This window comes from Vibrio sinus (genome assembly GCF_023634645.1).
Classification (GTDB): domain Bacteria; phylum Pseudomonadota; class Gammaproteobacteria; order Enterobacterales; family Vibrionaceae; genus Vibrio; species Vibrio sinus.
Map to the genome: position 1 here is coordinate 207,850 of NZ_JAMKMR010000004.1, position 22,977 is coordinate 230,826.

Annotated in this window: 18 protein-coding genes; 11 read left to right on the forward strand and 7 right to left on the reverse strand. The window is 45.5% G+C overall.

Annotated features, from left to right (window positions below; genetic code table 11):
* Positions 1 to 143 precede the first annotated feature (143 nt).
* From M9194_RS06455 to M9194_RS06480, 6 genes are all read left to right on the forward strand, one after another.
* Positions 144 to 503, forward strand: coding sequence for a YacL family protein (locus tag M9194_RS06455; protein ID WP_250611800.1), 360 nt, complete (start codon positions 144 to 146; stop codon positions 501 to 503).
* A gap of 187 nt (positions 504 to 690) precedes the next feature.
* Positions 691 to 1,029, forward strand: a complete 339-nt coding sequence (locus M9194_RS06460) for a P-II family nitrogen regulator (RefSeq protein WP_250611801.1) — start codon at positions 691 to 693, stop codon at positions 1,027 to 1,029.
* Between the two features lie 31 nt (positions 1,030 to 1,060).
* Positions 1,061 to 2,296 (forward strand): ammonium transporter, encoded by a 1,236-nt coding sequence (locus M9194_RS06465; protein WP_250611802.1) that lies wholly within the window; start codon positions 1,061 to 1,063, stop codon positions 2,294 to 2,296.
* Positions 2,297 to 2,434: 138 nt separating this feature from the next.
* On the forward strand, positions 2,435 to 3,445 hold the full coding sequence (locus tag M9194_RS06470; RefSeq protein ID WP_250611803.1) for a Fe(3+) ABC transporter substrate-binding protein: 1,011 nt from the start codon (positions 2,435 to 2,437) through the stop codon (positions 3,443 to 3,445).
* 32 nt (positions 3,446 to 3,477) lie between these two features.
* On the forward strand, positions 3,478 to 5,109 hold the full coding sequence (locus tag M9194_RS06475) for an ABC transporter permease (protein ID WP_250611804.1): 1,632 nt from the start codon (positions 3,478 to 3,480) through the stop codon (positions 5,107 to 5,109).
* On the forward strand, positions 5,109 to 6,152 hold the full coding sequence (locus tag M9194_RS06480) for an ABC transporter ATP-binding protein (RefSeq protein ID WP_250611805.1): 1,044 nt from the start codon (positions 5,109 to 5,111) through the stop codon (positions 6,150 to 6,152). Before M9194_RS06475 ends, M9194_RS06480 begins: the two co-directional genes overlap by 1 nt.
* Here the strand turns inward: M9194_RS06480 and rsmC are convergent.
* From rsmC to hemL, 3 genes are all read right to left on the reverse strand, one after another.
* A complete protein-coding gene (rsmC, locus tag M9194_RS06485; RefSeq protein WP_250611806.1) occupies positions 6,149 to 7,174 on the reverse strand; it encodes a 16S rRNA (guanine(1207)-N(2))-methyltransferase RsmC in 1,026 nt (341 codons plus the stop codon). The genes M9194_RS06480 and rsmC overlap by 4 nt on opposite strands.
* A gap of 106 nt (positions 7,175 to 7,280) precedes the next feature.
* Entirely contained in the window at positions 7,281 to 8,366 is a 1,086-nt protein-coding gene (locus M9194_RS06490; protein WP_250611807.1) for an AI-2E family transporter, read from the reverse strand.
* Positions 8,367 to 8,586: 220 nt separating this feature from the next.
* Entirely contained in the window at positions 8,587 to 9,882 is a 1,296-nt protein-coding gene (gene hemL, locus M9194_RS06495; protein ID WP_250611808.1) for a glutamate-1-semialdehyde 2,1-aminomutase, read from the reverse strand.
* A gap of 249 nt (positions 9,883 to 10,131) precedes the next feature.
* Here hemL and erpA point away from each other — a divergent pair, with 249 nt between their 5' ends.
* The 3 genes from erpA to M9194_RS06510 all read left to right on the forward strand — a co-directional run bounded on the left by erpA (position 10,132) and on the right by M9194_RS06510 (position 14,790).
* A complete protein-coding gene (gene erpA, locus M9194_RS06500) occupies positions 10,132 to 10,473 on the forward strand; it encodes an iron-sulfur cluster insertion protein ErpA (protein WP_250611871.1) in 342 nt (113 codons plus the stop codon).
* Between the two features lie 96 nt (positions 10,474 to 10,569).
* The gene (locus M9194_RS06505) at positions 10,570 to 11,664 is read left to right on the forward strand and encodes an efflux RND transporter periplasmic adaptor subunit (protein ID WP_250611872.1); all 1,095 of its coding nucleotides are present in this window, start codon (positions 10,570 to 10,572) and stop codon (positions 11,662 to 11,664) included.
* Between the two features lie 15 nt (positions 11,665 to 11,679).
* Positions 11,680 to 14,790, forward strand: coding sequence for an efflux RND transporter permease subunit (locus M9194_RS06510; protein ID WP_250611809.1), 3,111 nt, complete (start codon positions 11,680 to 11,682; stop codon positions 14,788 to 14,790).
* 4 nt (positions 14,791 to 14,794) lie between these two features.
* Here M9194_RS06510 and M9194_RS06515 read toward each other — a convergent pair whose 3' ends face one another.
* From M9194_RS06515 to shyC, 3 genes are all read right to left on the reverse strand, one after another.
* The gene (locus tag M9194_RS06515) at positions 14,795 to 15,940 is read right to left on the reverse strand and encodes a hypothetical protein (protein WP_250611810.1); all 1,146 of its coding nucleotides are present in this window, start codon (positions 15,938 to 15,940) and stop codon (positions 14,795 to 14,797) included.
* Positions 15,933 to 18,857, reverse strand: a complete 2,925-nt coding sequence (locus tag M9194_RS06520) for a PAAR-like domain-containing protein (protein WP_250611811.1) — start codon at positions 18,855 to 18,857, stop codon at positions 15,933 to 15,935. Before M9194_RS06520 ends, M9194_RS06515 begins: the two co-directional genes overlap by 8 nt.
* A 185-nt stretch (positions 18,858 to 19,042) precedes the next feature.
* Positions 19,043 to 20,335 (reverse strand): peptidoglycan DD-endopeptidase ShyC, encoded by a 1,293-nt coding sequence (shyC, locus tag M9194_RS06525; RefSeq protein ID WP_250611812.1) that lies wholly within the window; start codon positions 20,333 to 20,335, stop codon positions 19,043 to 19,045.
* 129 nt (positions 20,336 to 20,464) lie between these two features.
* On the opposite strand from shyC, the gene tyrS reads away from it, so the two are divergent.
* Entirely contained in the window at positions 20,465 to 21,652 is a 1,188-nt protein-coding gene (gene tyrS / locus M9194_RS06530; protein ID WP_250611813.1) for a tyrosine--tRNA ligase, read from the forward strand.
* 62 nt (positions 21,653 to 21,714) lie between these two features.
* Here tyrS and M9194_RS06535 read toward each other — a convergent pair whose 3' ends face one another.
* Positions 21,715 to 22,161, reverse strand: a complete 447-nt coding sequence (locus M9194_RS06535; RefSeq protein ID WP_250611814.1) for a YbaN family protein — start codon at positions 22,159 to 22,161, stop codon at positions 21,715 to 21,717.
* 439 nt (positions 22,162 to 22,600) lie between these two features.
* Here M9194_RS06535 and M9194_RS06540 point away from each other — a divergent pair, with 439 nt between their 5' ends.
* Positions 22,601 to 22,960, forward strand: coding sequence for a hypothetical protein (locus M9194_RS06540; protein WP_250611815.1), 360 nt, complete (start codon positions 22,601 to 22,603; stop codon positions 22,958 to 22,960).
* Positions 22,961 to 22,977: the final 17 nt, after the last annotated feature.

A 22,977-nucleotide genomic window follows, 5' to 3' on the forward strand; every position in this document is an offset into this window, starting at 1 on the left:
TTAACGAAAATAAAGCACCTGGCATCCGCCAGGTGTTTTTTTATCGGTGCAGAATGAAGTAACTTGGCTTTTATTGAAGCTCGCTTATTGATGCGATTTGGGTATATACTTGCGGCCCGCTCACTAGCCAGCAAATAGGCAATATGGAATACGAATTTACCCGCAACATTTTCCTTGGTGAATACTACGTTCGATGTGAAATGGGGTATGAGGTCGTCGCAAGGTGGTTGCAAGAAGAAATTGGCACTTCAGGTGACAAAATCAGCCAAATTAAGCAGCTTGTTCAGTTAGCGCAGCAAAACCCCAATCAGAGATACCAATATATTGGTCAAGAGATCAGTGTGTTTTTTGAATCCGAAGAGGTGCAAGTTCAGGAGCATGGTACTGGACTGACTGAGGATTTAGAAGAAGACTTTTGCCTGTACGAAAGTGAAAGCCAATCGAGTTGCGGCCTGGTCGATTTTGCAAAGTTCATCGATAGCTGGCTGGAGTTTATAGCTTAATTTGCACTTATCTAGTGAATGTAAGTGTGTCCTGCATTATTTTAGTGAATGATATGCACTAAGATTGTGCTTATCTCCTCTATTTTCTCCTCTCAATAAAATAATCCTTAGGCTATTCAAATAGTTAAAAACTTGGCATATCCCTTGGATCTCTCTGCTTGCTGGAATTGGCCGCAGAGAGGAAACGATGAAATTAATAAACGCGATTATAAAACCCTTCAAATTAGATGATGTTCGTGAGGCACTTGCGGATGTCGGTGTCGAAGGGATGACGGTCTCGGAAGTAAAAGGATTTGGTCGTCAAAAAGGACACACCGAGCTATATCGTGGCGCTGAATATCAAGTGGATTTTTTACCAAAAGTAAAACTGGAAATAGCGACTCAAGCAGAAAATGTTGAGCGAGTGATTGAAGCTGTGAGCAAGGCTGCGCATACAGGAAAAATTGGTGACGGCAAAATTTTTGTTTACGACTTAGACCAAGCGGTGAGAATCCGCACTGGTGAAATGGACGCAGAGGCGCTGTAACCGATTTTGAAAGGACGAGGGGGACAAATACATGGAATTAGAATTAACCAAAACAGTGATAGACTTACGCTACGCATTAGATACGTTTTTCTTTCTTATTTCTGGCGCGTTGGTTATGTGGATGGCGGCAGGCTTTGCAATGTTAGAAGCAGGCTTAGTTAGGTCGAAAAACACCACTGAGATCCTGACGAAAAATTTCTGCTTATATTGTATTGCTTGCACAATGTATCTCATTGTTGGCTACAACATCATGTACGTTGGTAATGGAGAAGGCGGCTGGTTACCTTCCTTTGGTACTTTGATTGGTACTCAAGCTGAAGGTGCTGATCATTCGCTTGCCTCGGACTTCTTTTTCCAAGTGGTATTTGTTGCAACGGCCATGTCAGTGGTATCCGGTGCGGTGGCCGAGCGAATGAAACTTTGGTCCTTCCTTATCTTCTCTGCTGTGCTGACTGCATTTATTTACCCAATGGAAGGATATTGGACATGGGGTGGTGGATTCTTATCCGAAGCTGGGTTTAGCGATTTTGCAGGCTCTGGCATTGTTCATATGGCTGGGGCTTCCGCAGCGTTGGCTGGCGTATTATTGCTCGGCGCTCGAAAAGGAAAATATGGTCCTAACGGAGAAATCCATCCAATCCCAGGCTCCAACATGCCACTGGCAACTTTAGGCACCTTCATCCTTTGGTTTGGCTGGTTTGGTTTTAACGGGGGCTCACAGTTAATGATTTCCGATTTCGAAAATGCCACCGCAGTAGGAGAAATCTTCCTCAATACCAACGCAGCCGCAGCAGCAGGCGCAATTGCAGCCCTGTTTGTGTGCAAAACCACTTGGGGTAAAGCAGACTTGACCATGATTTTGAATGGTGCGCTGGCAGGTTTAGTGGCGATCACCGCCGATCCATTGTCACCATCACCGCTGTATTCTGTAGCGATTGGCGCTGTGGCTGGTGTGATTGTTGTATTTAGTATAATCCTACTCGATAAGCTGAAAATAGACGATCCAGTTGGTGCGATTTCCGTGCATGGCGTGTGCGGCTTGTTTGGATTGATGGTGGTACCATTGACCAATGCTGATGCGACATTTGGTGCTCAGTTATTAGGTGCAGCCGTTATTTTTGCGTGGGTATTTGGTGCTAGCTTAGCGGTATGGGCGATTCTTAAAGCGACGGTAGGTATTCGGGTTTCTGAAGATGAAGAGCTGGAAGGCATGGATATGCATGATTGTGGCGTCGGCGCCTACCCTGAGTTTGTCTCACTGAAGTAGTAAATATTTACAATTGACTGCTCAAAAACCTGCTGGCTCCAGCAGGTTTTTTTATTCTCGCTATTGATAATTCATTCATCGATCTTATAATAAATCTAACTGATAAGTATTATCATTTGATGTTAAAGGATAACAACAATGAAAAAATGGATTTTGGGAGCCCTTGCAGCGAGCTCCGTTACCTTTCCCGCTTTTGCGGCTGAAGAAGTCAATGTTTATAGCTATCGTCAGCCCTTTTTAGTGGAGCCTATGTTCAATGAGTTCACCAAAGACACGGGTATTAAAGTCAATGTGATCTTTGCTAAATCTGGCATTGCAGAAAAGTTGTCCCAAGAAGGCGAGTATAGCCCAGCGGACGTCATCCTTACGGTAGATATCAGCCGACTAAGCGAGCTCACTGAGAAAGGGTTAGTTCAGCCAGTTGAAAGTGTGGTCTTAGAAGAAAACATCCCTAGCCAGTATCAAGATTCAGAAAACCAATGGTTTGCATTAACTACGCGAACTCGCTCTGTATACTCTTCACGCGACCGCGCTGGTAAGCTCGGTGAAGACTTTACTTATGCCGATCTCGCCAGCCCTGAGTTCAAAGGTAAAATTTGTACGCGCAGTGGCAAACATCCATACAATGTTTCACTCGTCTCAGCAATGATTGCGCACAATGGTGAAAAGGCGACCAAAGAGTGGTTGGAAGGGGTAAAAGCCAACCTAGCTCGCAAGCCGCAAGGTAACGATCGAGCACAAGTTAAAGCGATCAAAGAAGGTCTGTGTGATGTCTCACTTGGCAACAGCTACTACCTTGGAAAAATGGTCAATGATGATAAGCAAAAAGCTTGGGCGGAGTCGGTTTACATCAACTTCCCAAATCAAAATGCGGAAGGGACTCATGTTAATGTGAGTGGCATGGCCATGGCAAAATTCTCTCCTAATCAAGCCAATGCGCTTAAGTTGATGGAATATTTATCCGGTGAAAAAGCGCAAAAAATGTACGCGGAAGTGAATTATGAATACCCTGTCAAGCCAGGTGTGAAGCGCTCTGATCTGGTCGCGTCATGGGGAGACTTTAAAGCCGATCAAATTTCACTTGATGAGATTGCTTCATATCATAAGCAAGCGGTTATGTTGTTAGATGAAGTGCAATTTGATCTGTAACCTAACGGGCGAATAGCCCCTGGCAAAGTAGTATGAAGCCAACAGGAAAAAGCCTTATATGGACATGGAGCAGTACGGTATTCACCGCTGCTCTTTTTCTGCCTATTATCGCCATTGCCTACACCTCGATAGGTTCAACGGATGACATTTTTGCGCACTTAATGTCCACCGTGATGCCTACCTATATTTTCAATACCGTTCTGCTTACTCTTGGCGTAATGCTGCTCTCTTTACTGCTCGGTGTACCGAGTGCTTGGTTGATGGCATCTTGCAAATTGCCGACCGAAAAAGTGTTGCAATGGATGCTGGTACTTCCTCTTGCCATGCCTGGCTACATTGTGGCGTATATTTTTACTGATTGGTTTGATTTTGCCGGTCCAGTGCAGTCCACGTTGCGAAATTTCATGGGCTGGGGGGCAAAAGACTATTGGTTCCCTGATGTTCGCTCATTGTATGGCGCCATCATTGTGCTCGCTTTGGTTCTCTACCCTTATGTGTATCTGTTATGCCGAGCCACATTCCTAGAGCAAAGCGCTTCGCTTACGCAATCGGCCCGCTTGATGAAATGCAATACTTGGCAAAGCTTTTATCGCATTTCTCTCCCTCTTGCTCGCCCCGCCATCGCAATCAGCTTGTCCCTCGTGGCGATGGAAACCATTGGCGATTATGGCACAGTCAGTTATTTCTCAGTCAACACCCTCACAACAGCGGTTTATGATACCTGGCTTGGTTATTCTAGTCTTAACGCCGCCGCCAAAATATCCATGATTATGCTGTTTTTTATCATTCTATTTATTGGCTTAGAAGGGTACAGCCGAAGAAAACAAAAATTGTTTCAGCCCAATATGACCAGCTCTAATCCAGCCAAATTAACCTTGAGCGGATGGAAAAAATGGTTGGCACTGACATGGTGTTGGGGCTTGGTCAGTATTGCCTTTATTTTTCCTACGATTCAATTACTCTCTTTCGCCTATCATTACTTTGAGCAAAGTTGGAACGAACAATTTCGCCTGTATTCCATCAATAGCTTAACCGTGTCGATTTCAGCCGCCCTGATAGCGATTATGGTTGCTTTGACGGTGAATTTTCGCCATCGCTTATTACCCAGCTTACGTAGCGAAAGCGTAAAGAAGATGGCCTCAATGGGTTATGCAGTACCGGGGACGGTGTTAGCGATAGGTGTCATGGTTTTTGTGCTGACACTTGATCACGGTGTGAATGATTTGGCAGTAGCGATGAACTGGCAGCGCCCCGGCCTTTTGTTTTCAGGGACTATTTTTGCTTTGGTGTTTGCCTTGGTGGTGCGCTTTTCTGCGGTGGCAATAGGCAGTGTGGAAAGCAGTATGAAGAAAATACCGCCTTCTTTAGACATGGCGTCTCGTACCTTGGGCTGTACGGCCAATCAGATGATAAAGAAAATACACTTACCTTTGATAAGGCGCGGCGTTCTCATTGCTGGGTTGTTGGTGTTCATTGAATCGATGAAAGAGCTCAATGCCTCTTTATTACTGCGTCCATTTAATTTTGAGACCTTAGCGACCTATGTATTTAACTTTGCCTCTGATGAGCAATTGGAGCTCGCGGCCATGCCCGCTGTTCTATTAGTGTTGGTCGGCTTGGTGCCATTAATTGTGGTAAATAAAACCTTGGAGCAAGCACGTTAATGGAAGACTTATTATCAATCCAAGATCTCAGCTGTCAGTACGAGAAATCGAATGTATTGAACGCCTTGTCATTAAATGTTGAGCCGGGCGAAATCATTTGCTTGCTGGGCGCAAGTGGCTGCGGCAAAACCACATTGCTTAAAGCCATTGCGGGTTTATTGCCATTAAGCGCTGGAAAAATGGTTCTGAAAGGTCGCACGGTCGATAACGGCGTGCAGAGTTTGGCTCCAGAAAAGCGTAATATTGGCATGATCTTTCAAGATTATGCGCTATTTCCTCACTTAACCGTTGAGCAAAATATTGCTTTTGGCTTGCGTGAACTCCCGCACATTGAAAAGCAAAACCGCGTCAATGAAATGCTCGAGCTTGTGCACCTCACTGAGTTTGGCCAGCGCTACCCACATCAACTGTCGGGAGGGCAACAACAACGCGTTGCTATTGCGCGTTCGCTCGCTTACAAGCCTGATCTTTTGCTACTGGATGAGCCTTTTTCCAACATAGATACGCAAGTCCGTCATCAGTTGATTATCGAAATTCGTAAGCTATTTAAGCAGCAAGGAGTGACGGCGATTTTTGTAACTCACAGCCGAGAAGAAGCCTTTGCATTCTCCGACAAACTAGCGGTTATGAACCATGGCGTGATAGAGCAATTTGGTAAAGCCTCTGAACTGTATTACCAGCCATCAAGCCGCTTTGTGGCCAATTTCTTAGGTGGTGGAAGCTACTTGCTCGCCAAACGTATTTCAGAGCTTGGTTTTGAAACGGAATTGGGGCTTATCGAAGCGAGGGCGCAGCGAGACATTGCGATTGATAGCCAATGTGAGTTGTTAATTCGGCCGCAGCACATCCAAGTGCATTCGATTAAAGCACACAACGTCCCCACAGTGGACAGCCGGGTTGTTGAGCAGCAGTTCATGGGCGATCACTGCCGCTACGTGATTCAGACAAAAAATAACAAGTTGTTAGCCAACTCTTCCGAGGCACTCAGCGTCGGACAAGATGTCTATGTTCAAGTTGACGCAACAGGTGTGCTAGCGTTTTAAGCTTTCTTAGCGTAATAGATGGCAAACTTTGATGTCTTGTCGATGGTTTGACATTGACCAAATGCCTTGTCGATAATTGGCGGATACTTCAAAAAGCTATTGGCCACAATAAACAGCTCACCTGATGGGGCGAGGTGAGTGGGCGCATCCGCTAATAGGGTCTCTGTTGCTTGATAGCTGGTATCTAGGCCAGAGTGAAAAGGTGGGTTACTGATAAGATATTGATAATCTTTATCGGTATCTGAGAAAACGTCAGAGGCAAAGACATGACCAGACAAGCCGTTGGCCTGCAGCGTTGCTTTACTAGACTCAATTGCCAGAGCGCTAATATCACACATATGGATCTCAACGTTCGGATTAAGCTTAGCAACCACCGCACCAATCACACCTGCGCCACAACCAAAGTCGAGCGCTTTGCCACTTAACTGGCCTAGGTTGTCTAGTAGCAGTCGGCTACCGACATCAAATTCACCATGACTAAATACCCCAGGCAGGCTTTTGATCTCAAGATCAACGCCTTTATATTGCACTGGATAGCTTTTAAACCACTGTTGCAAATCAAAAGTAGGTGCACTTTCTGAGCATACTCCCCAGTAAAACGAGCTGCGACGTGCAGAGTCATATTTCTTGATAATACCGTATGGCTTAAACATTTTTTCAATGCTTTTTACCCCAGAGCGGTTTTCTCCCACCACGACAATTTCCGTACCTTCACCCAGCTTGCTCATCAGCATCGCGAGTAAATACTCGGCTTCGGCTTTCGCTTTTGGCCAGTAGAGTAAAACCATATTGGCTTTACTATCAGCGCTAAACTCTGCGCCAAAGTCACTCTTTACCGCATTCGATTCATTGAATTGGCGGTGGTAGCCATAATTTGTGGTAAATATCGACACTGACTCACAATGCTCTGCCAGCTCAATAGGAAACTTGTCTTCCGCTTCTCCCGCAACGAGAACATGTTTTCCGTGAAAGTATTCAAGTTGGCGTTGGGCAATTTGACTAGGAGCAGTATAAGCGGACATAAATGAGAGCCATGAGTTGAGTAAAAAGAGGCGTGATTTTCGCACAAACCACGCACCGCTTGAAGTATTTTCCTAGGTTGGAAAGATCGCGAAAAGCTAACAGCCCTTAGGTGTTATCTTGATCATCGAGGAAATGATGGAAGGTTTCCTCATAAATTTTAAACATCACCATGGTGACGGCAAAGATGATCGGCCCATAGATTAACCCGATTAAGCCAAAGAACTGAAGCCCACCAAGTAGCGAGAAAAACATCAGCAAAGTGTTCATGCCAGAATTGCCTTGCATGAGAAACGGGCGCAGCAAGTTATCAATGGAACCAACCACGGCCACACTCCACACAACTAAGAAAATCGCCCATCCAGTATCGCCAGTAAAATACAAATAAATCGCCGCAGGAATCCAAATTAATGCGGTACCAACTACGGGAATAAATGAAGCGAAGGCAAGCATTGTGCCCCAGAACAATCCCGGGAAGCCTGCAGCCCACATACCAAGGCCACCTGCGACGCCTTGGGCAAGCGCGGTAAGAAATGAGCCCATCACTGCCGACTTTGAGACCTGCTCAATTTCATCAAGTAGCTTGTCTTCTTGGGAGCGAGACAGCGGAATAATGTGTCTCATTGCACAAATAATTTTGTCGTGATCGCGCAATAAAAAGAACAGCACAAACAGCATCAAAAAGAAATTCACTAAAAAGTTGGTCGCATCGCCCACCACTTTCGCACTAATACCCACTAAGTTTGTGCCAAACGAGGCGGCCAGTTGACCAAGCTTTTGCGCAATGTCTTGAGGGTTGATTTTGTCAAAAGGCAAATAGCTGTTAACGAGTGAAACGGTTTTAAGAACTAATGGGTGGTTGATGACCGACTCAATCCCGCCGTGTGTACCCCACTTGTAGACGTTTTGCGAAAAGATCGACCCTTGATTGACAATGGAAACGAACACCAACGAAAGTGGTAACACGATAATGAAGGTTAAAATGATGCAGCTCAGAAGTGCAGATGAATTTTTGTGTGCAGGCAGCTTTCCTTCTATCCAGGCGTGAAGCGGGGAGATGAGAAGCGAAATAATAAAGGCCATAACAATCGCATTGATATAAGGCTTAACAAGCAAATAGCAAGCGAAAGCCGCGGCAAGTAAAGCTATGATAATGACCCATTGGCTTGGGGAAATCGTGACTCTTTTTGACATTGGCTGATCCATCGTGAAGTCTTGTGGAGTTGGGGATAACAGACCCCAAACGTATAATGAATGGTAACGAAGGTGTGCGCAATACAGAGACTGCGTAGGAGTCGTGGGAATAACAAAAAAATAGCAAACGGTTGAAAATTTGACTTGGCATTCACAGCGGTTGGGATCAAAAAAGGGCTGCTACCAGCCCTTATGCTATCGGTAAAGTTCGGGTAAATCCCTATACACTTTCGGCTGCGATAACGGCCAGACAATGATCGGCAGCTTCCAGTGTGGCTTCGATTTCTTTTGAGCTGTGCGCCAACGAAGTAAAGCTTGCTTCAAACGCAGATGGAGCAAGATATACGCCGCGCTCTAGCATTAGGTGGAAGAAGCGCTTGAAACGTTCAACGTCGCATTTTGCCACTTCTTCATAACAAGTTACTTTGTCTTGTTCAGTGAAGAAGAAGCCAAACATACCGCCTACTTGGCTCACCAACATAGGCACACCATGTTTGTCTGCGAGAGATTTAAAGCCATCTGCAAGCTGTTTTGTTTTCGCAGTCAGGCGTTTGTGATTACCTTCATCTTTTAGAATATTCAAGCATGCGTAACCTGCCGCCATCGCTACTGGGTTGCCAGATAAGGTTCCTGCTTGGTAGACAGGCCCAGTTGGCGCAATGTGTTGCATCACGGCTTTTTTACCGCCAAATGCACCCACTGGCATTCCGCCGCCGATGACTTTGCCCAGTGTAGTTAAGTCAGGTTGAACATCATAATGCGCTTGTGCGCCGCCTAGTGCGATACGGAAACCCGTCATGACTTCATCAAAAATAAGTAGCGCACCGAATTCGTCACAGATCGCACGCAGGCCTTGCAAGAAACCATCAACCGGAGGGATGCAGTTCATGTTACCCGCAACAGGTTCGACGATAATACAGGCAATCTGATCTTTATTGGCTTCGAACAGTTGTCGCACAGACGCTAAGTCGTTAAATGTTGCAGTGAGGGTATGCTTGGCAAAATCGGCAGGAACACCCGGGGAGCTAGGCTGACCAAGAGTTAGCGCGCCAGAACCAGCTTTAACCAGCAGGCTGTCTGCGTGACCATGATAGCAGCCTTCGAATTTAACTATCTTGTCTCGGTTGGTGTAACCACGAGCAAGTCGGATTGCGCTCATGGTGGCTTCAGTGCCTGAGCTCACCATTCGAAGTTGCTCCATCGATGGCACTAGCTCAGAAACCAGCTCTGCCATTTTAATTTCCACTTCAGTTGGCGCGCCAAAACTTAACCCACACTGAGCCGCTTCAATCACAGCATTGCGAATAGCGGCATGATTGTGGCCTAAGATCATCGGGCCCCAAGAGCCGACATAATCAATGTACGCTTTGCCATCAGCATCAAAAATCAACGGACCGTCTGCACGTTCAATGAAAATAGGAGAACCGCCAACTCCGTTGAAGGCTCTCACTGGTGAGTTCACACCGCCAGGAATGGTTTGTTGAGCCTTTTGATATAAATCTGATGATTTGGTCATGGAAATATCCTCTGTTGATTGCTCGGACCAAGTTGGTCAGCATTGTACTCTTCAAATTGCGAACAAAAAACATTTCAGAGCGCAAAAGCAGCAAATTTCAACCAATAATCCTATATAAAATGGCGAATACATGGTGAATACTTGAACGTTTTAGTAAGGTATTAGATAATCGCATCATCCAGATTGAAATGAAGACCTGTTAAGCCTATTGCATACTTACCAGGAAAAGCACGAATGAGAGAGGTCGTCGTGAGTGAAGCAAACATCCCCTTGTCTTTTTCAGATGCGGCAGCATCAAGGGTTAAAACGCTGATTGCAGAGGAAGAAAATCCAGCATTGATGCTACGTGTATATATTACTGGTGGTGGCTGCAGTGGCTTCCAGTACGGCTTTACCTTTGATGAAAAAGTCAATGACGGTGACACGAAAATCGAAAACAGTGGTGTAACACTTGTCGTTGACCCAATGAGCTTACAATATTTGCTTGGCGGGAAAGTGGACTACACCGAAGGTTTAGAAGGGGCTCGCTTTTTTGTCGATAACCCGAATGCAACCACAACATGTGGTTGTGGTGCATCATTTAGCGTTTAATGTATAGACTACACTGAGTAAAATCGACCCTGCATAGAAGGATGTCATGCAGGGTAAATGGCACCACAGCCAGCAACGCAACCCGAGGGACTGTCTATGTTTGCGTCACGAATTGGTGGCTTTATATCTTCTCGACCGTGGTTGGTGTCGCTGTTAGTCGTTGTCCTTTTAGCAGTATGGCTTGGCCTCGGCACGTTAAAGTCAGCGGAAGATACCTCTAGCCCTGCCACCTCAACCACAGCTCCTCTAGCAAAAGTGGTGTACCAAACCTTTCAAGCCCAACCAACCTATAAAATCCTCGAACTATACGGACGCACCGCTCCAAATAAGCAAGCCAATTTAGCCGCTGAATATCCTGGTAGCATCGTGGCTCTTAAGGTCAAAAAAGGCGAACTAGTTAAAAAAGGCCAGTTGATTGCACAAGTTGACCAAGCCGATCTTGCCGTTCAGTTAGACAAGGCCAAAGCCATGTTAAAGGTGAGAGAAAAGGAATTTAAAGCATCTAAATCACTGCGCAATCGAGGCCTGCAAGGGGAAGTCGCATTTTTCACCGCAGAAGCGGCGTTAGTGGATGCCAAAGCCGATGTAGAAAGCGCGAAAAGAGACCTGATTAATACCGAAGTCAGAGCACCATTTGCTGGTATTGTCGATAGATTACCCGTCGAACTTGGCGATTATGTATCGGTTGGTGAGCAAATTGCTCATCTTATCGACATCAAAAAACTGGTGATCGAAGCCGACGTCAGTGAGCGGTATATTCAGTTCATTAAAGCAGGGCAACAAGCCAGCGTCACTTTTATTGATGGCAAGCAAGCGACTGGCCGTGTTCGATATGTTTCCAAAGTCTCTTCAACCAGCACTAACACATTTCCTATCGATATCGAAGTGAGTAACGATACTCGACAAATCCCAGCTGGTGTTAGTACAGAAGTATCTCTCAATTTAAAACAAACCCCAGCGATAAAAATTACTCCTGCCATGCTCGCGCTAGACGGTGATGGCAATTTGGGGGTGAAGGTATTAAAAGACCAGCGCGTTGAATTTGTTCCTATCGATCTTGTTAAAGCGAGCCAAGATGGTGTTTGGCTTGCTGGGTTAGGACAAAGCGCCGATATCATCACGGTGGGGCAAGGTTTTGTTCGAGCTGGTGATGCCGTGATTGCAGTGAAATCGGATAGCATTAAGCCATAGGCTAAAGGAGATAGTATGTACTCACTTATTGATGCAGCACTTTCTCGAACGCGCACCATGCTCACGCTGTTAATCTTGATTTTAATTGCGGGTGTGATGACTTATCTCACCATTCCAAAAGAGTCCAGCCCAGACATTACCATCCCCATCATCTATGTATCGGTTACTCACCAAGGTATTTCTCCCGAAGATGCAGAAAGATTACTTGTTCGGCCAATAGAGCAAGAGTTGCGATCGATTGAAGGCGTGAAGGAAATGACGGCTAGCGCGGCTGAAGGCCACGCTTCGGTCACTTTAAAATTTTCTGTTGGCGTGGATTTGGCACAAGCGATGGCGGATGTGAGAGACGCCGTGGATCTGGCCAAACCGAAACTTCCCGATGACACTGATGAGCCGACCGTCAATGAGATAACGTTAGCTTCTGTTGAACCGGTGTTGTCTGTGGTGCTTTATGGCGCAGTGCCTGAGCGCACCATAGTGCAAATAGCTCGCAAATTAAGAGATAAGCTGGAAAGTTATCGGCAAGTACTGGAAGTGGAGATCGCCGGAGATAGAGAAGACATCCTCGAAGTCTTAGTTGAACCATTACTAATGGAGAGTTATGGCTTAGATCAGGCGGATATTTTTAACCTTATTTCTTTAAATAACCGTGTTGTACCAGCCGGTTATGTTGACACAGGCTACGGGCGCTTTTCTGTCAAAGTCCCTTCTGTATTTGATTCATTGACCGATCTTCTGGATTTGCCAGTCAAGGTAGATGGCAAACAAGTGGTCTCATTTTCCGATGTGGCAACCGTTCGACGGGCATTTCGCGATCCTGACAGTTACGCGCGAATGGACGGTAGATCAGCGATTGTGCTCGATATAAAAAAACGAGCGGGCGAAAATATTATCGATACCGTGGATATCGTCAAACAGATATTAGCTCAAGCGCAAACCCTGCCGGATTGGCCAAGTAATTTGCAAGTGAAATACACATGGGATCAGTCAAAAGATGTCAAAACCATGTTGAACGATCTGCAAAATAACATTTTGTCGGCAATCATTTTGGTTGTCATTGTGATCATCGCAATATTAGGCGTGCGCACCGCGCTGCTTGTTGGGATTTCGATTCCGGGGTCGTTTTTAACTGGGCTGCTTGTACTGTCAGTATTTGGGTTAACCGTTAATATTGTGGTGCTATTTTCGCTCATTATGGCTGTGGGTATGCTGGTGGATGGCGCGATTGTCGTCACGGAGTTTGCTGACAGGCGCATGCAAGAAGGGGTAGAGAAGAAACAAGCGTATCGAGATGCAGCCAAACGCATGGCGTGGCCGATCAGTGCATCGACCGCGACGACACTTGCCGCGTTTGCCCCTCTCATGTTTTGGCCAGATACCACGGGCGAGTTTATGAAATACTTGCCGATTACTTTAATCGCAACGCTCACCGCTTCTTTAATGATGGCGCTATTATTTGTGCCTGTGTTGGGTAGCATTATTGGCCGTCCGCAAAATGTCAGCGCTGAAAATCGCGTAAGAATGGTAGCGCTTCACGATGGTGATTTCTCTAAAGCTACCGGGCTAACTCGTTTCTATTACCGCATTCTATCGTTGGCGATTGATCACCCTTGGAAGATACTGTTTGCGGCAATCTTGCTTGCCATCGGAGTGGGTGTCACGTATGTGAAAGCAGGCCTGGGCGCAGAGTTTTTTCCAGAAGTGGATCCTCCATACTTTACGGTGAAAGTGCGATCGCATGGGGATTTATCAATCAAGGAAAAAGACGCCATCATGCGAGATATAGAGCAAGTGATGTTTAATCATAAGGAATTTGAAAGCGTCTATACCAAAACGGGCGGAGACGATGGAATAGGGCAAATACAAATCACGCCAGTAGATTGGCAATATCGCCGTAAAGTGAAAGACATCATTGAAGAGTTAAAACAAACCACCGATAAGTTTGCTGGCGTTGAAATCGAATATAAGTTCCCCGATGCTGGCCCTCCCGTTGAGCACGATCTCGAAATTGAGATGACTTCTACCGTGGCAAACAATTTGGATAGAGCGGCTAAAATGGTGCGCCATTGGGCGGATGGTTTCCCAGCGCTGGCCAATATCAGTGATACCTCGAATAAAGGCGGTATTGACTGGCAAGTCGATATACGTCGTGACGATGCTTCTCGCTTTGCCGCTGATGCCACATTGGTGGGTAATACCGTCCAGTTCGTGACAAATGGATTAAGGTTAGGCGATTATCTGCCCGACGATGCCGATGAAGAAGTGGACATTTTGGTACGATATCCAGAACATAAACGCGATATTGGCCGTTTCGATCAACTTCGCATCAAAACCCCTCAAGGCATGGTGCCGATAACCAACTTTGCTCAAGTTATCGCTAAGCCTAAACAACAAACCATCAAGAGGCGAGATGGTCAAAGAGTCATCAAAATTGTCGCTGACATAAAAGATGGCTACAACTTAGCGTTAGAGCTGCCCAAGATTGAGCAAGCGCTATTGCAGCTTAAGCTTCCTCAAGGTGTGGCGTTTAATATTCGCGGGCAAAACGAAGAGCAGCAAAACTCTTCCGCCTTTTTACAAAAAGCGTTTGTCGTTGCCTTGGCGGTGATGGCATTAATTCTGATCACCCAATTTAATAGCTTTTATCAAGCCTTCCTGATTTTAAGTGCGGTGGTGTTTTCAACCGTTGGGGTGTTTGCCGGCTTACTTATTTTCCAAAAGCCGTTTGGCATTATTATGTCTGGGATAGGCGTGATTGCCTTGGCAGGTATAGTGGTCAATAACAATATCGTACTGATTGATACCTATAATCAGTTGATAAAACGCGGCTTGGAAAAACGTGAGGCCATATTGAGAACTGGGGTTCAGCGTCTAAGGCCAGTGTTATTGACCACCATCACTACGATTCTAGGTTTGTTGCCTATGGTGCTCGAAATGAATATCGACCTAATCAATCAAAAAATTGAGTTTGGCGCGCCCAGCACCCAATGGTGGTCGCAGCTCGCCACTGCCGTCGCTGGTGGGTTGGCGTTTGCGACCTTACTAACGCTTGTATTGACTCCCTGCTTACTGATGTTGGCCAGAGAGAAAAAAGCTTCCAGCGCGGCAGTGAGCGAAACAAGTTAAGCGCTTAATGTTTAACACTGTCGTGTTCTGGCATATTCCAGTAACGAGGATCGCCATTATAATCAGGGCCGTCAGGGAAAGGGGTGTTGGATGACTCGGCTTTTCCTTGGTACAGAGTAACGTAGTTAGTGCCTAAAACATCGGAATACTTTATTAGATGGTTTGGGTCTGCGCCTTGCTTGGGACGACAGTCTTTTACTCCTTCAAAACAAAAATTGCTATAAATCACTGAGAGTTGGCCATTATTAGCAAATACATAAATGCTCCCCACTTTACCAAAAAAATGTTTATAGTAATTCCTCAGCGTTTGAATGGCTTTTTCGCTTTGTTCTCCATCTATAGATGCGATAAGGCGAAAATATTTGTTTTTTCCCGTAAAATTACCACTTGTATCCTGGCCTAATGTTCGCCAAAAAGCGGTGATTTGAGTCGGGCTCGTGATGCCTGAACCATAGGTTTCAATATTTCCTGCGGTGTCCTTGATAATCAATCTATCAGCCGATCTCCCCAACTGAAACTTTTGGCTAATCTGGCGTTGATCAAAAGGGGAATTAGGAAATGGAATGTTGGAGGCTTCACCCATCCCATCAAACAGTTTTACTACATCTGTACTATTTGTGGGTGAACGTTCAATATATCCTTGCGGATCTGCATTGTTATTTGGGGTACAGTCTGCGCGAGATCGAAAACACTTTTTAGTGAAGAACACCCTTACCCTTGGACCGTCCACAATAACCTGCATGGTGCCATCCTGACGCTCAAAGTTTTGATAATAGTGATTGAGTGTGTCAATTTTCTTTGCTGCCAATTGGTAATCTATAGGTGCTGAAATCCTATAATACTCCACGATATTCTCATCGTTGTCATCGAATTTTATCCAGTATCCCTCCACGTGTTTTGGGACGCCAATATTAATACCTGAACTCTTACTTGGATATCCGTGAATTGCTCCATAACCAAAATCTGATGCGCTACCACGGGTATCTTGCAGCCACATACTTGCCACACCATGTGGGCCTGTTGTGCTGCCCGAGTTACCAATTGTGGCGACGGTTTGCTGGTAGATATCTTCTTGTTTTGAGCTCGCAGAGCAAGATAGCAATAGAAAAAAAGCAGGCAAGCAAATTACATTTAATCTCCATTTATGCATTATCGAATACCTGCCTTTGTAGTTTGTCGTGTGCATCATAAGTGGGTCGATTGACGATATATTGAACAAACGAGTAATATCCAGGGTTAATCAGCGCATCGTGGGGTCGATGAACGAGGGTCTTAGTTTGGGGCTTGATATAACTTGCCCAAGATGACTCTGTGATCCCTCCCAGAGGTTGGGAATTGAGCTCAACAGAATATTGGGATAGAGATTTATTCTTGGCGAAGTTATGCGGTTGGGTGTACAGATCTTGTTTCCACTTCACACCAAATAACGTGGCTTGTTGCTTCATTCGTTCCTGCGCTAGCCCGGATAAAGCGTTGCTAATTGGTTGTAAGCGATAGAAATGCAGGTGCCAGTGTTGGCATTTCACCTGGCCATATTGCTGGTGCTGCTCTAAGCACTGCTGGTTCCATTGCTGCTCCATTTCTTGTCGTGTATGTTCCATCATTCGTTGTGCTCTAAGGTGACCTTGAGTCTGCTTATGCTCTTTACTTCTTTCTCTTTTATACTCTTTTTCAAAGGAAAGGGTTTTGACTAACTCGCGGTTATACGTATCGAGTGTCGGAACCTGATAACGCTCGGGCAGCCCTTTTTGAGCATATTGTTCAAATGCGGCATAACCCCCTCCAACATCCGAGTGTGCGCCAGGGAACATCTCTTCAAAGAAGTTATCAGGTAAGCTGCCATTAGTTTTAAGGGAAGTGAGAGGAAAGTTTTTACGATATTCATGATAGGCACATAGCTGAAGCACAGCTTTAGCGCAATCTGGCTTTAGCGAAAGTTGAAAGTTACCTTCATCATCGTTACCTGGCCAGTAGAATGAGCCAACGGTATCAAACAGGCCAACAAACCGAACGCTGGCTTTTCTTTTACTGTCAATTTCAAAGCCAGAATAAGGATTGAAGCGTTTAGCCTTGTTGGTGCCTAGCAAATTAGGCGTAATTGCCAGACCATCGCGACCTTGCCTTGGCTTGTCATAGTCTGGTAAGCCCACTTCTGTTGTGTTGACAAAGTGTCTTGCCAACGCGGCACCTCGACTGAAGCCAAACACATCGAACTCGATTTTAGTCACAGAGCTATAGTTATTTTCTTCATCATTGCAGAGTTCATGGAGCTGAGTAATTAAAGATTGCCATTTATAGAAAGCGCCTGTTTTTTCGATTTTCTCAATGGTCTGCTGGCTAGGCTCAGGAAGATCTTCGATGGCGATACCAAAGGCTTGAACCAGATCCACTTCATCCTCCCCCTTGTCGATAACCTCTGGGGTTAGATAGGCATTATCAACAGTTCCGACACCAGAAATATAAATGGCATCAGACTCACCAGGGACTACAGGATACGCTTCGAACAATCTAGCAATATTGGAACGAGATTTATTGCCACGCCTTTCTTTATACTCATCGTTGCGATTGTTTTGTCCGGTGCCATCGAAAAATACCCCGATTCGCAGTATTTTTTCTTTCGGATCGTCAAAGGTCAGTTTTTTGTAGTGCTTGGTGGTATATACCGTTTGGTATAGAGTACCGGCCGCCGTAGAAAAACCGACACTTGATGGCCTAGTGACATGAACGCTCGGATCGGTAGCTTTAATAGATTGCAGTTTTTCTTTTATATCGCGACTGGCTTGTTTGATCCAATTAGGCAGTTGGGCTTTCAATTCAGCCAATTGATTCATGATCTGTTTATAGCGTTTTTCTAGCTCGGCATAACCCATCGACGATGCGCGTGATTTCAAGTTGGTAAGCCGGGATTCGAGCTTATCTAGTAGTTGATTGAGATGACGAGTGATCTTAAGTCGCTCTCCTTGCCAATCGAATTGTTCCGTTAACTTGACTGGGTTGCCATAACCAATATCTCGCAGCGCGGCCATCAGTGTGTTGTAAGACTCAGTTGGGGCGATTTCTGCATAAATAGACAGCACCTTGCCTTCAAGAGTAATCAAAGGGGCTGCCTGATGAATTAGGCCAAGTAGTGCGTGCTGCTGCTCTTGATTCAGTTTGTTTTGACCTGTTTCTAGCCCCAAGAAAGATAGCAGCCGGTTAGTTAAAGTTTGACACTCTTGTAGGCTGGTTTTTAGCGGAAGGAGGGCAAGCCATTGCATGCTAACCATATGGCAAAACTGAGGATCTTGTTTGGCGGGTATGGAGAATTGCCCCCAGCTTTTGACACTTGAGTCGACTCGTGTTGGTCGCCAAAATGGTTGTTTAGATTCAGCGCAGAGCGCAAAAAAATCCTCGTGCTTATAATCTTGCTGGTGAATATTTTTACTGGCGACAAGGTGAACAGTGTATGGTCGAGCATCCTCTTGATAGTTAATCACAGCTTGCTCATTTGGCAGCTGGCGTACTCTGACATAACCTGTCGCATCAAGCTTGCCTGAAGCTAGCCATTCGCCTCGAGATGACTTCATTTCAAATTCAGCTTGTACCAAGGGTTCGCGATCAGGGTAGTGGCAATGGATACCTAGCTCATACAGTTCTTCTGCAAGCGCTTCAACTTCTACCGAAGGGTTCTGCACGCCGCCCATACACATGGTATTGCCATTGTTCATTTTCATCTGATCAGACAAACGGCAGACGCCTTGGCCTTCAATAAGTACTGTGGGAGAACAGCTGATAAACTCCGCTTTGCCTTCGATGGTGTCAGAATCGATGCCTTTGGCATCGCCGTCTTCATCACCCTTGCTTTTACTAAAGTTGCAGCCATCAATGGCAATGCTGTTACCGCCATCGGCGAACACGGTCGCGCTACCTTTATCTAGGTGTTTGGACTTGGCAACATTATCATAGGGCAATGGGACGACAACGGGTCCAATGGTGGTCCAGCAGACATCGGCTTGGGTTGATTTCGCAACGCCTTCTGAACCTTTGTGAACAATACTCAATCCATTCGCATTTATGCTGACTGGCATTTCCTTTTACCATGTACTTTTATTGTGCTCGAACCCCACATGGTATAGGGAAAAAGACTCACGTTTTGCCAAAAACAATAGTGAAAAACACCGTCAGCATTGTTTTTCGAGCATGGACAAAATTTAGCCTTATTTAATTAATTCTTTTATCAATTGTTATTTAATCTGGTTTAGCTCAGGGTGCTTTAGTTACTTGAAAATAGCAAATTACTGTATTGATCCAACTTGGCAATCCGCTCTTTCGCACTGGTGACAAAATTAACTTTGGCATTGCCAGTAAGCGATTTGGATTGCGGCAATTTCACCGTTCTAGGGTTTTTGTGTACGCCATGGACTAAAAATTCATAGTGAAGGTGAGGACCTGTGACTCGGCCTGTGCTACCAAGTGTACCGATGACTTGGCCTTGCTTGACGCGCTGACCCGTTTTGACTTTGCGCCGTTTAAGGTGAAGGTATTTGGTTACGTAGGTATTGCTGTGTTTAATAAACACATAGTTGCCATTGTATTGGCCGTAGCTGGATTTGATAACCACACCATCGCCAGCCGCCCAAATGGGTGTGCCGACAGGTGCGACATAATCCGTGCCATTGTGTGGCCTGACTCGGCCTGTGACTGGATGAAGCCTGCGAGGGTTAAAGTTAGAACTGACGCGGCGAAAGTCCACCGGAGATCGCAAGAAGTCTTTGCGCATAGCGCGGCCGTTTTCATCGTAATAGTGACCAGTGACGTCATCCAAAACAGCGGTAAAGGTGTCACCTTGATTGGTAAACACCGCCGCAATAATTTTGCCGCGGCCTACCACTTGGCCTTCCACTACTTTTTCTTCATATAAGATTTTAAATGAGTCGTTTTTGCGAATATCCAAAGCAAAGTCAATGTCCCAACCAAAGATGCCAGCCAGTTCCATAATTTGATTAGCAGTGAGTCCTGCATTAACACCGGCATTCCAAAAGTTTGAGGTGATATTGGCTTCCGCGTAGTTGTATTGATACAGCACTTCTTTTTTGTCTAGCTCTGAGATATAGCCTTCAGGCGTTTTGGATATACGGAAGGTTTCGTAAGGCGTGAGTTGGCGTTTAAATTGAACCAGCTCGTTATTATCATCAAAGCCAAACTCCAAGATATCGCCGGGCATTAAACGCGTCAGTTGTCTTTTTATCTCTTTGCTGGCAGAGGTTAGGTTATACAGTAGCCGAGCGGAAAGGCCGATGCGTTGAAACAAAAGTGCGGCGCTTTCTCCTGATTCAACGGTGTATTTTTCCCAGCGGATCAGATTTAAAGAAGGTGCAGTAAGGCCAGAGCCAAGGTTACTGGTATCTATATCAAGCGGGTAATTTTCGCCCAGTTTGTAGCGGTTGCTTTCTTGTTTGAGCTTTTTTGAATCGGGGATAAAAAATAACGCAATGATTATCACAGCGCTGAAGAGTGCGATTAGTGCTCGGTGCATCCATGGTAAACGAGCGAAAATTGATAGCATCTGAAGTTCGTTCTGAGTATCACAAATAAATAAGTCCTATTGTTTAGTCTAACTTGTTTCAAAAAGCTTCGCTATTCAAGTAAGATGTGCATCATCAAAATTTTGCCAAATCTGTGGGAGTGAACAAGAATGGCGAGCATTGAACATGCACTAGCCGAGATAAAACGCGGCGTAGACGAGCTAATTCCAGAAGAAGAGCTCATTGAAAAGCTAAAAGAAGGGCGTCCATTACGTATTAAATTGGGTGCGGATCCGACAGCGCCAGATATCCACCTTGGCCATACTGTGATCTTAAATAAGCTGCGTGCGTTTCAAGAGCTAGGCCATGATGTGACTTTCCTAATTGGTGATTTCACCGGTATGGTGGGCGATCCAACTGGTAAAAACTCGACTCGTCCACCTCTAACGCGTGAAGATGTGCTGCGCAATGCTGAAACGTATAAGCAGCAAGTGTTCAAGATCCTAGACCCTGCGAAAACCAAAATTCAGTTTAACTCTGAGTGGCTATCTGATCTTGGCGCGGAAGGTATGATTCGTCTAGCGGCTAATCAAACCGTGGCACGTATGCTTGAGCGTGATGATTTCAAAAAGCGCTATGCGGGTGGTCAGCCAATCGCGATTCACGAATTTATGTATCCTCTTCTGCAAGGTTACGATTCTGTGGCAATGGAGACTGACGTAGAGCTTGGTGGTACAGATCAAAAATTCAACCTGCTAATGGGCCGTGAGCTGCAAAAAGCCAATGGGCAAAAACCTCAGGTTGTATTGATGATGCCTCTGCTGGTGGGTTTAGATGGCGAGAAGAAAATGTCTAAATCTGCGAACAACTACATTGGTGTGAGCGAAGCGCCGGGTGAGATGTTTGGTAAGATCATGTCGATTTCTGATGATCTGATGTGGAGCTACTACGAGCTGTTGTCTTTCCGTCCACTAGAAGAAATCGAAGGCTTCAAAGCGGCAGTCGCAGAAGGCAAAAACCCACGCGATATTAAGATTTTGTTAGCCAAAGAGATCATTGCCCGTTTCCATACCGATGCGGATGCTGATGCGGCTGAGCAAGAGTTTATCAATCGTTTTCAAAAAGGTGCGGTGCCAGATGAAATGCCAGAAGTTCAATTTGAAGTGGGCATGCCAATGAGCAACCTATTAAAAGAAGCGGGCTTGTGTTCTTCAACGTCTGATGCGATGCGCATGATCAAGCAAGGTGCGGCAAAATTGGAAGGCGAAAAAATCACTGATGCTAAATCTGTGTTAGAGGCAGGCACTTACGTGTTGCAAGTCGGCAAACGTAAATTTGCCCGAGTCACTTTGGTGTAGTGATTAAAAACACCCAATCTACCAAAAAGCGCCATCACGGCGCTTTTTTACTGTCTGATTCTCTACTCAGTGGGTTTTATGTTTTCATCGCTGTTGGGGCGATGAGTTTTAAAGCGCAGAATAAACCAAGTTTCAAAAACGATTAGCCCCAAAATGGCCCACTGCCAATGGGTGCCTAGCGCAACAAAGTAAAACATCGCGCCCATCGAGATCCAGATCAGGATCAGCGATTGCACTTTCTCTTTAACGGTCAAACCGCTTTTACTTTGCAAACGCCTCGCAATAGGGCCAAGCCGTTTATGAGTGAGCAGCCAATGCTGAAATTTAGGTGAGGCAACGCCAAAGCAGTACAGTGCCAGAAGAATAAACGGCACGGTAGGTAGTAGCGGAACCGTGACACCAATTAGCCCGAGGATCACGCTCGTCCAGCCAACACAAATGTAGCCTTTGCGCTTAATGCGCTCTTTGCTGAGTGTCTTTCTCTTTTGCTTGGTTTTACAAGAAATCATATCTTGGCCTGATGCTTTGCAGGATCTTTTATCCAAAGTATGGCTTGGGTCAAAGTTGAAAAGCAAATATTTCGTGTTACTGAGGGTAAGATAACGGTTCCTAATCACCTTTTTTGATACCGTATGATCGCTGTCGAAGGGACAGTAGTTATGGAGAACTTTATGTCAATGCCGACCATCCTCCCAAGGCTGGGAAGAATCAGGTATTGGGTAAGGAGTAATCCGCGTCGGTAAGTGTCTTTTGCTCCTGCCTTCGTGGTAGAGGGCCCTTTCTCTCAATTCCTGTCGTATCCCGAACCTTAAACAACGAATGAAGCTTTACGGAAAAGTTCGCTTGCTCATTGGGTTAGTACCCAACAACAAGAGCACGTTGTCAATTGGTGGTCGTTACCTTTGTACCTGATCGAGCCTGTTAACAGGCTCACTAGGGAGATGTGTTATGACGGTAATGAACAATATGTTGGATCAAAGTCAATCTCGTTACTCAAAGGCCGAGATTGATGCAGCTCGAAACGCTTTTGTGCGTAATGAGCGCAATAAGCAAGTGCATCTGCTGACAGTTATGCCAATGGATGAAGCGCTGGCGATATTGCAAACTAGCCCAGATAACTTCGTGAAAGAGTTGTTGGATGAACTTAAAGAGCACGGCCATCACCACCATGCTCGATATTTTGCCAGTCAACTCGGGCTAAGTAAAAATCAGCTTTCTTTAGATTGGCTCAACGCCCGTATCGCTTTGGCGAGCGTGGCGTTAATTGGTGCCATATCGGGTATATCCACTTACATTCTTTACGGCTAACTTTGCGGCTAAGAAAG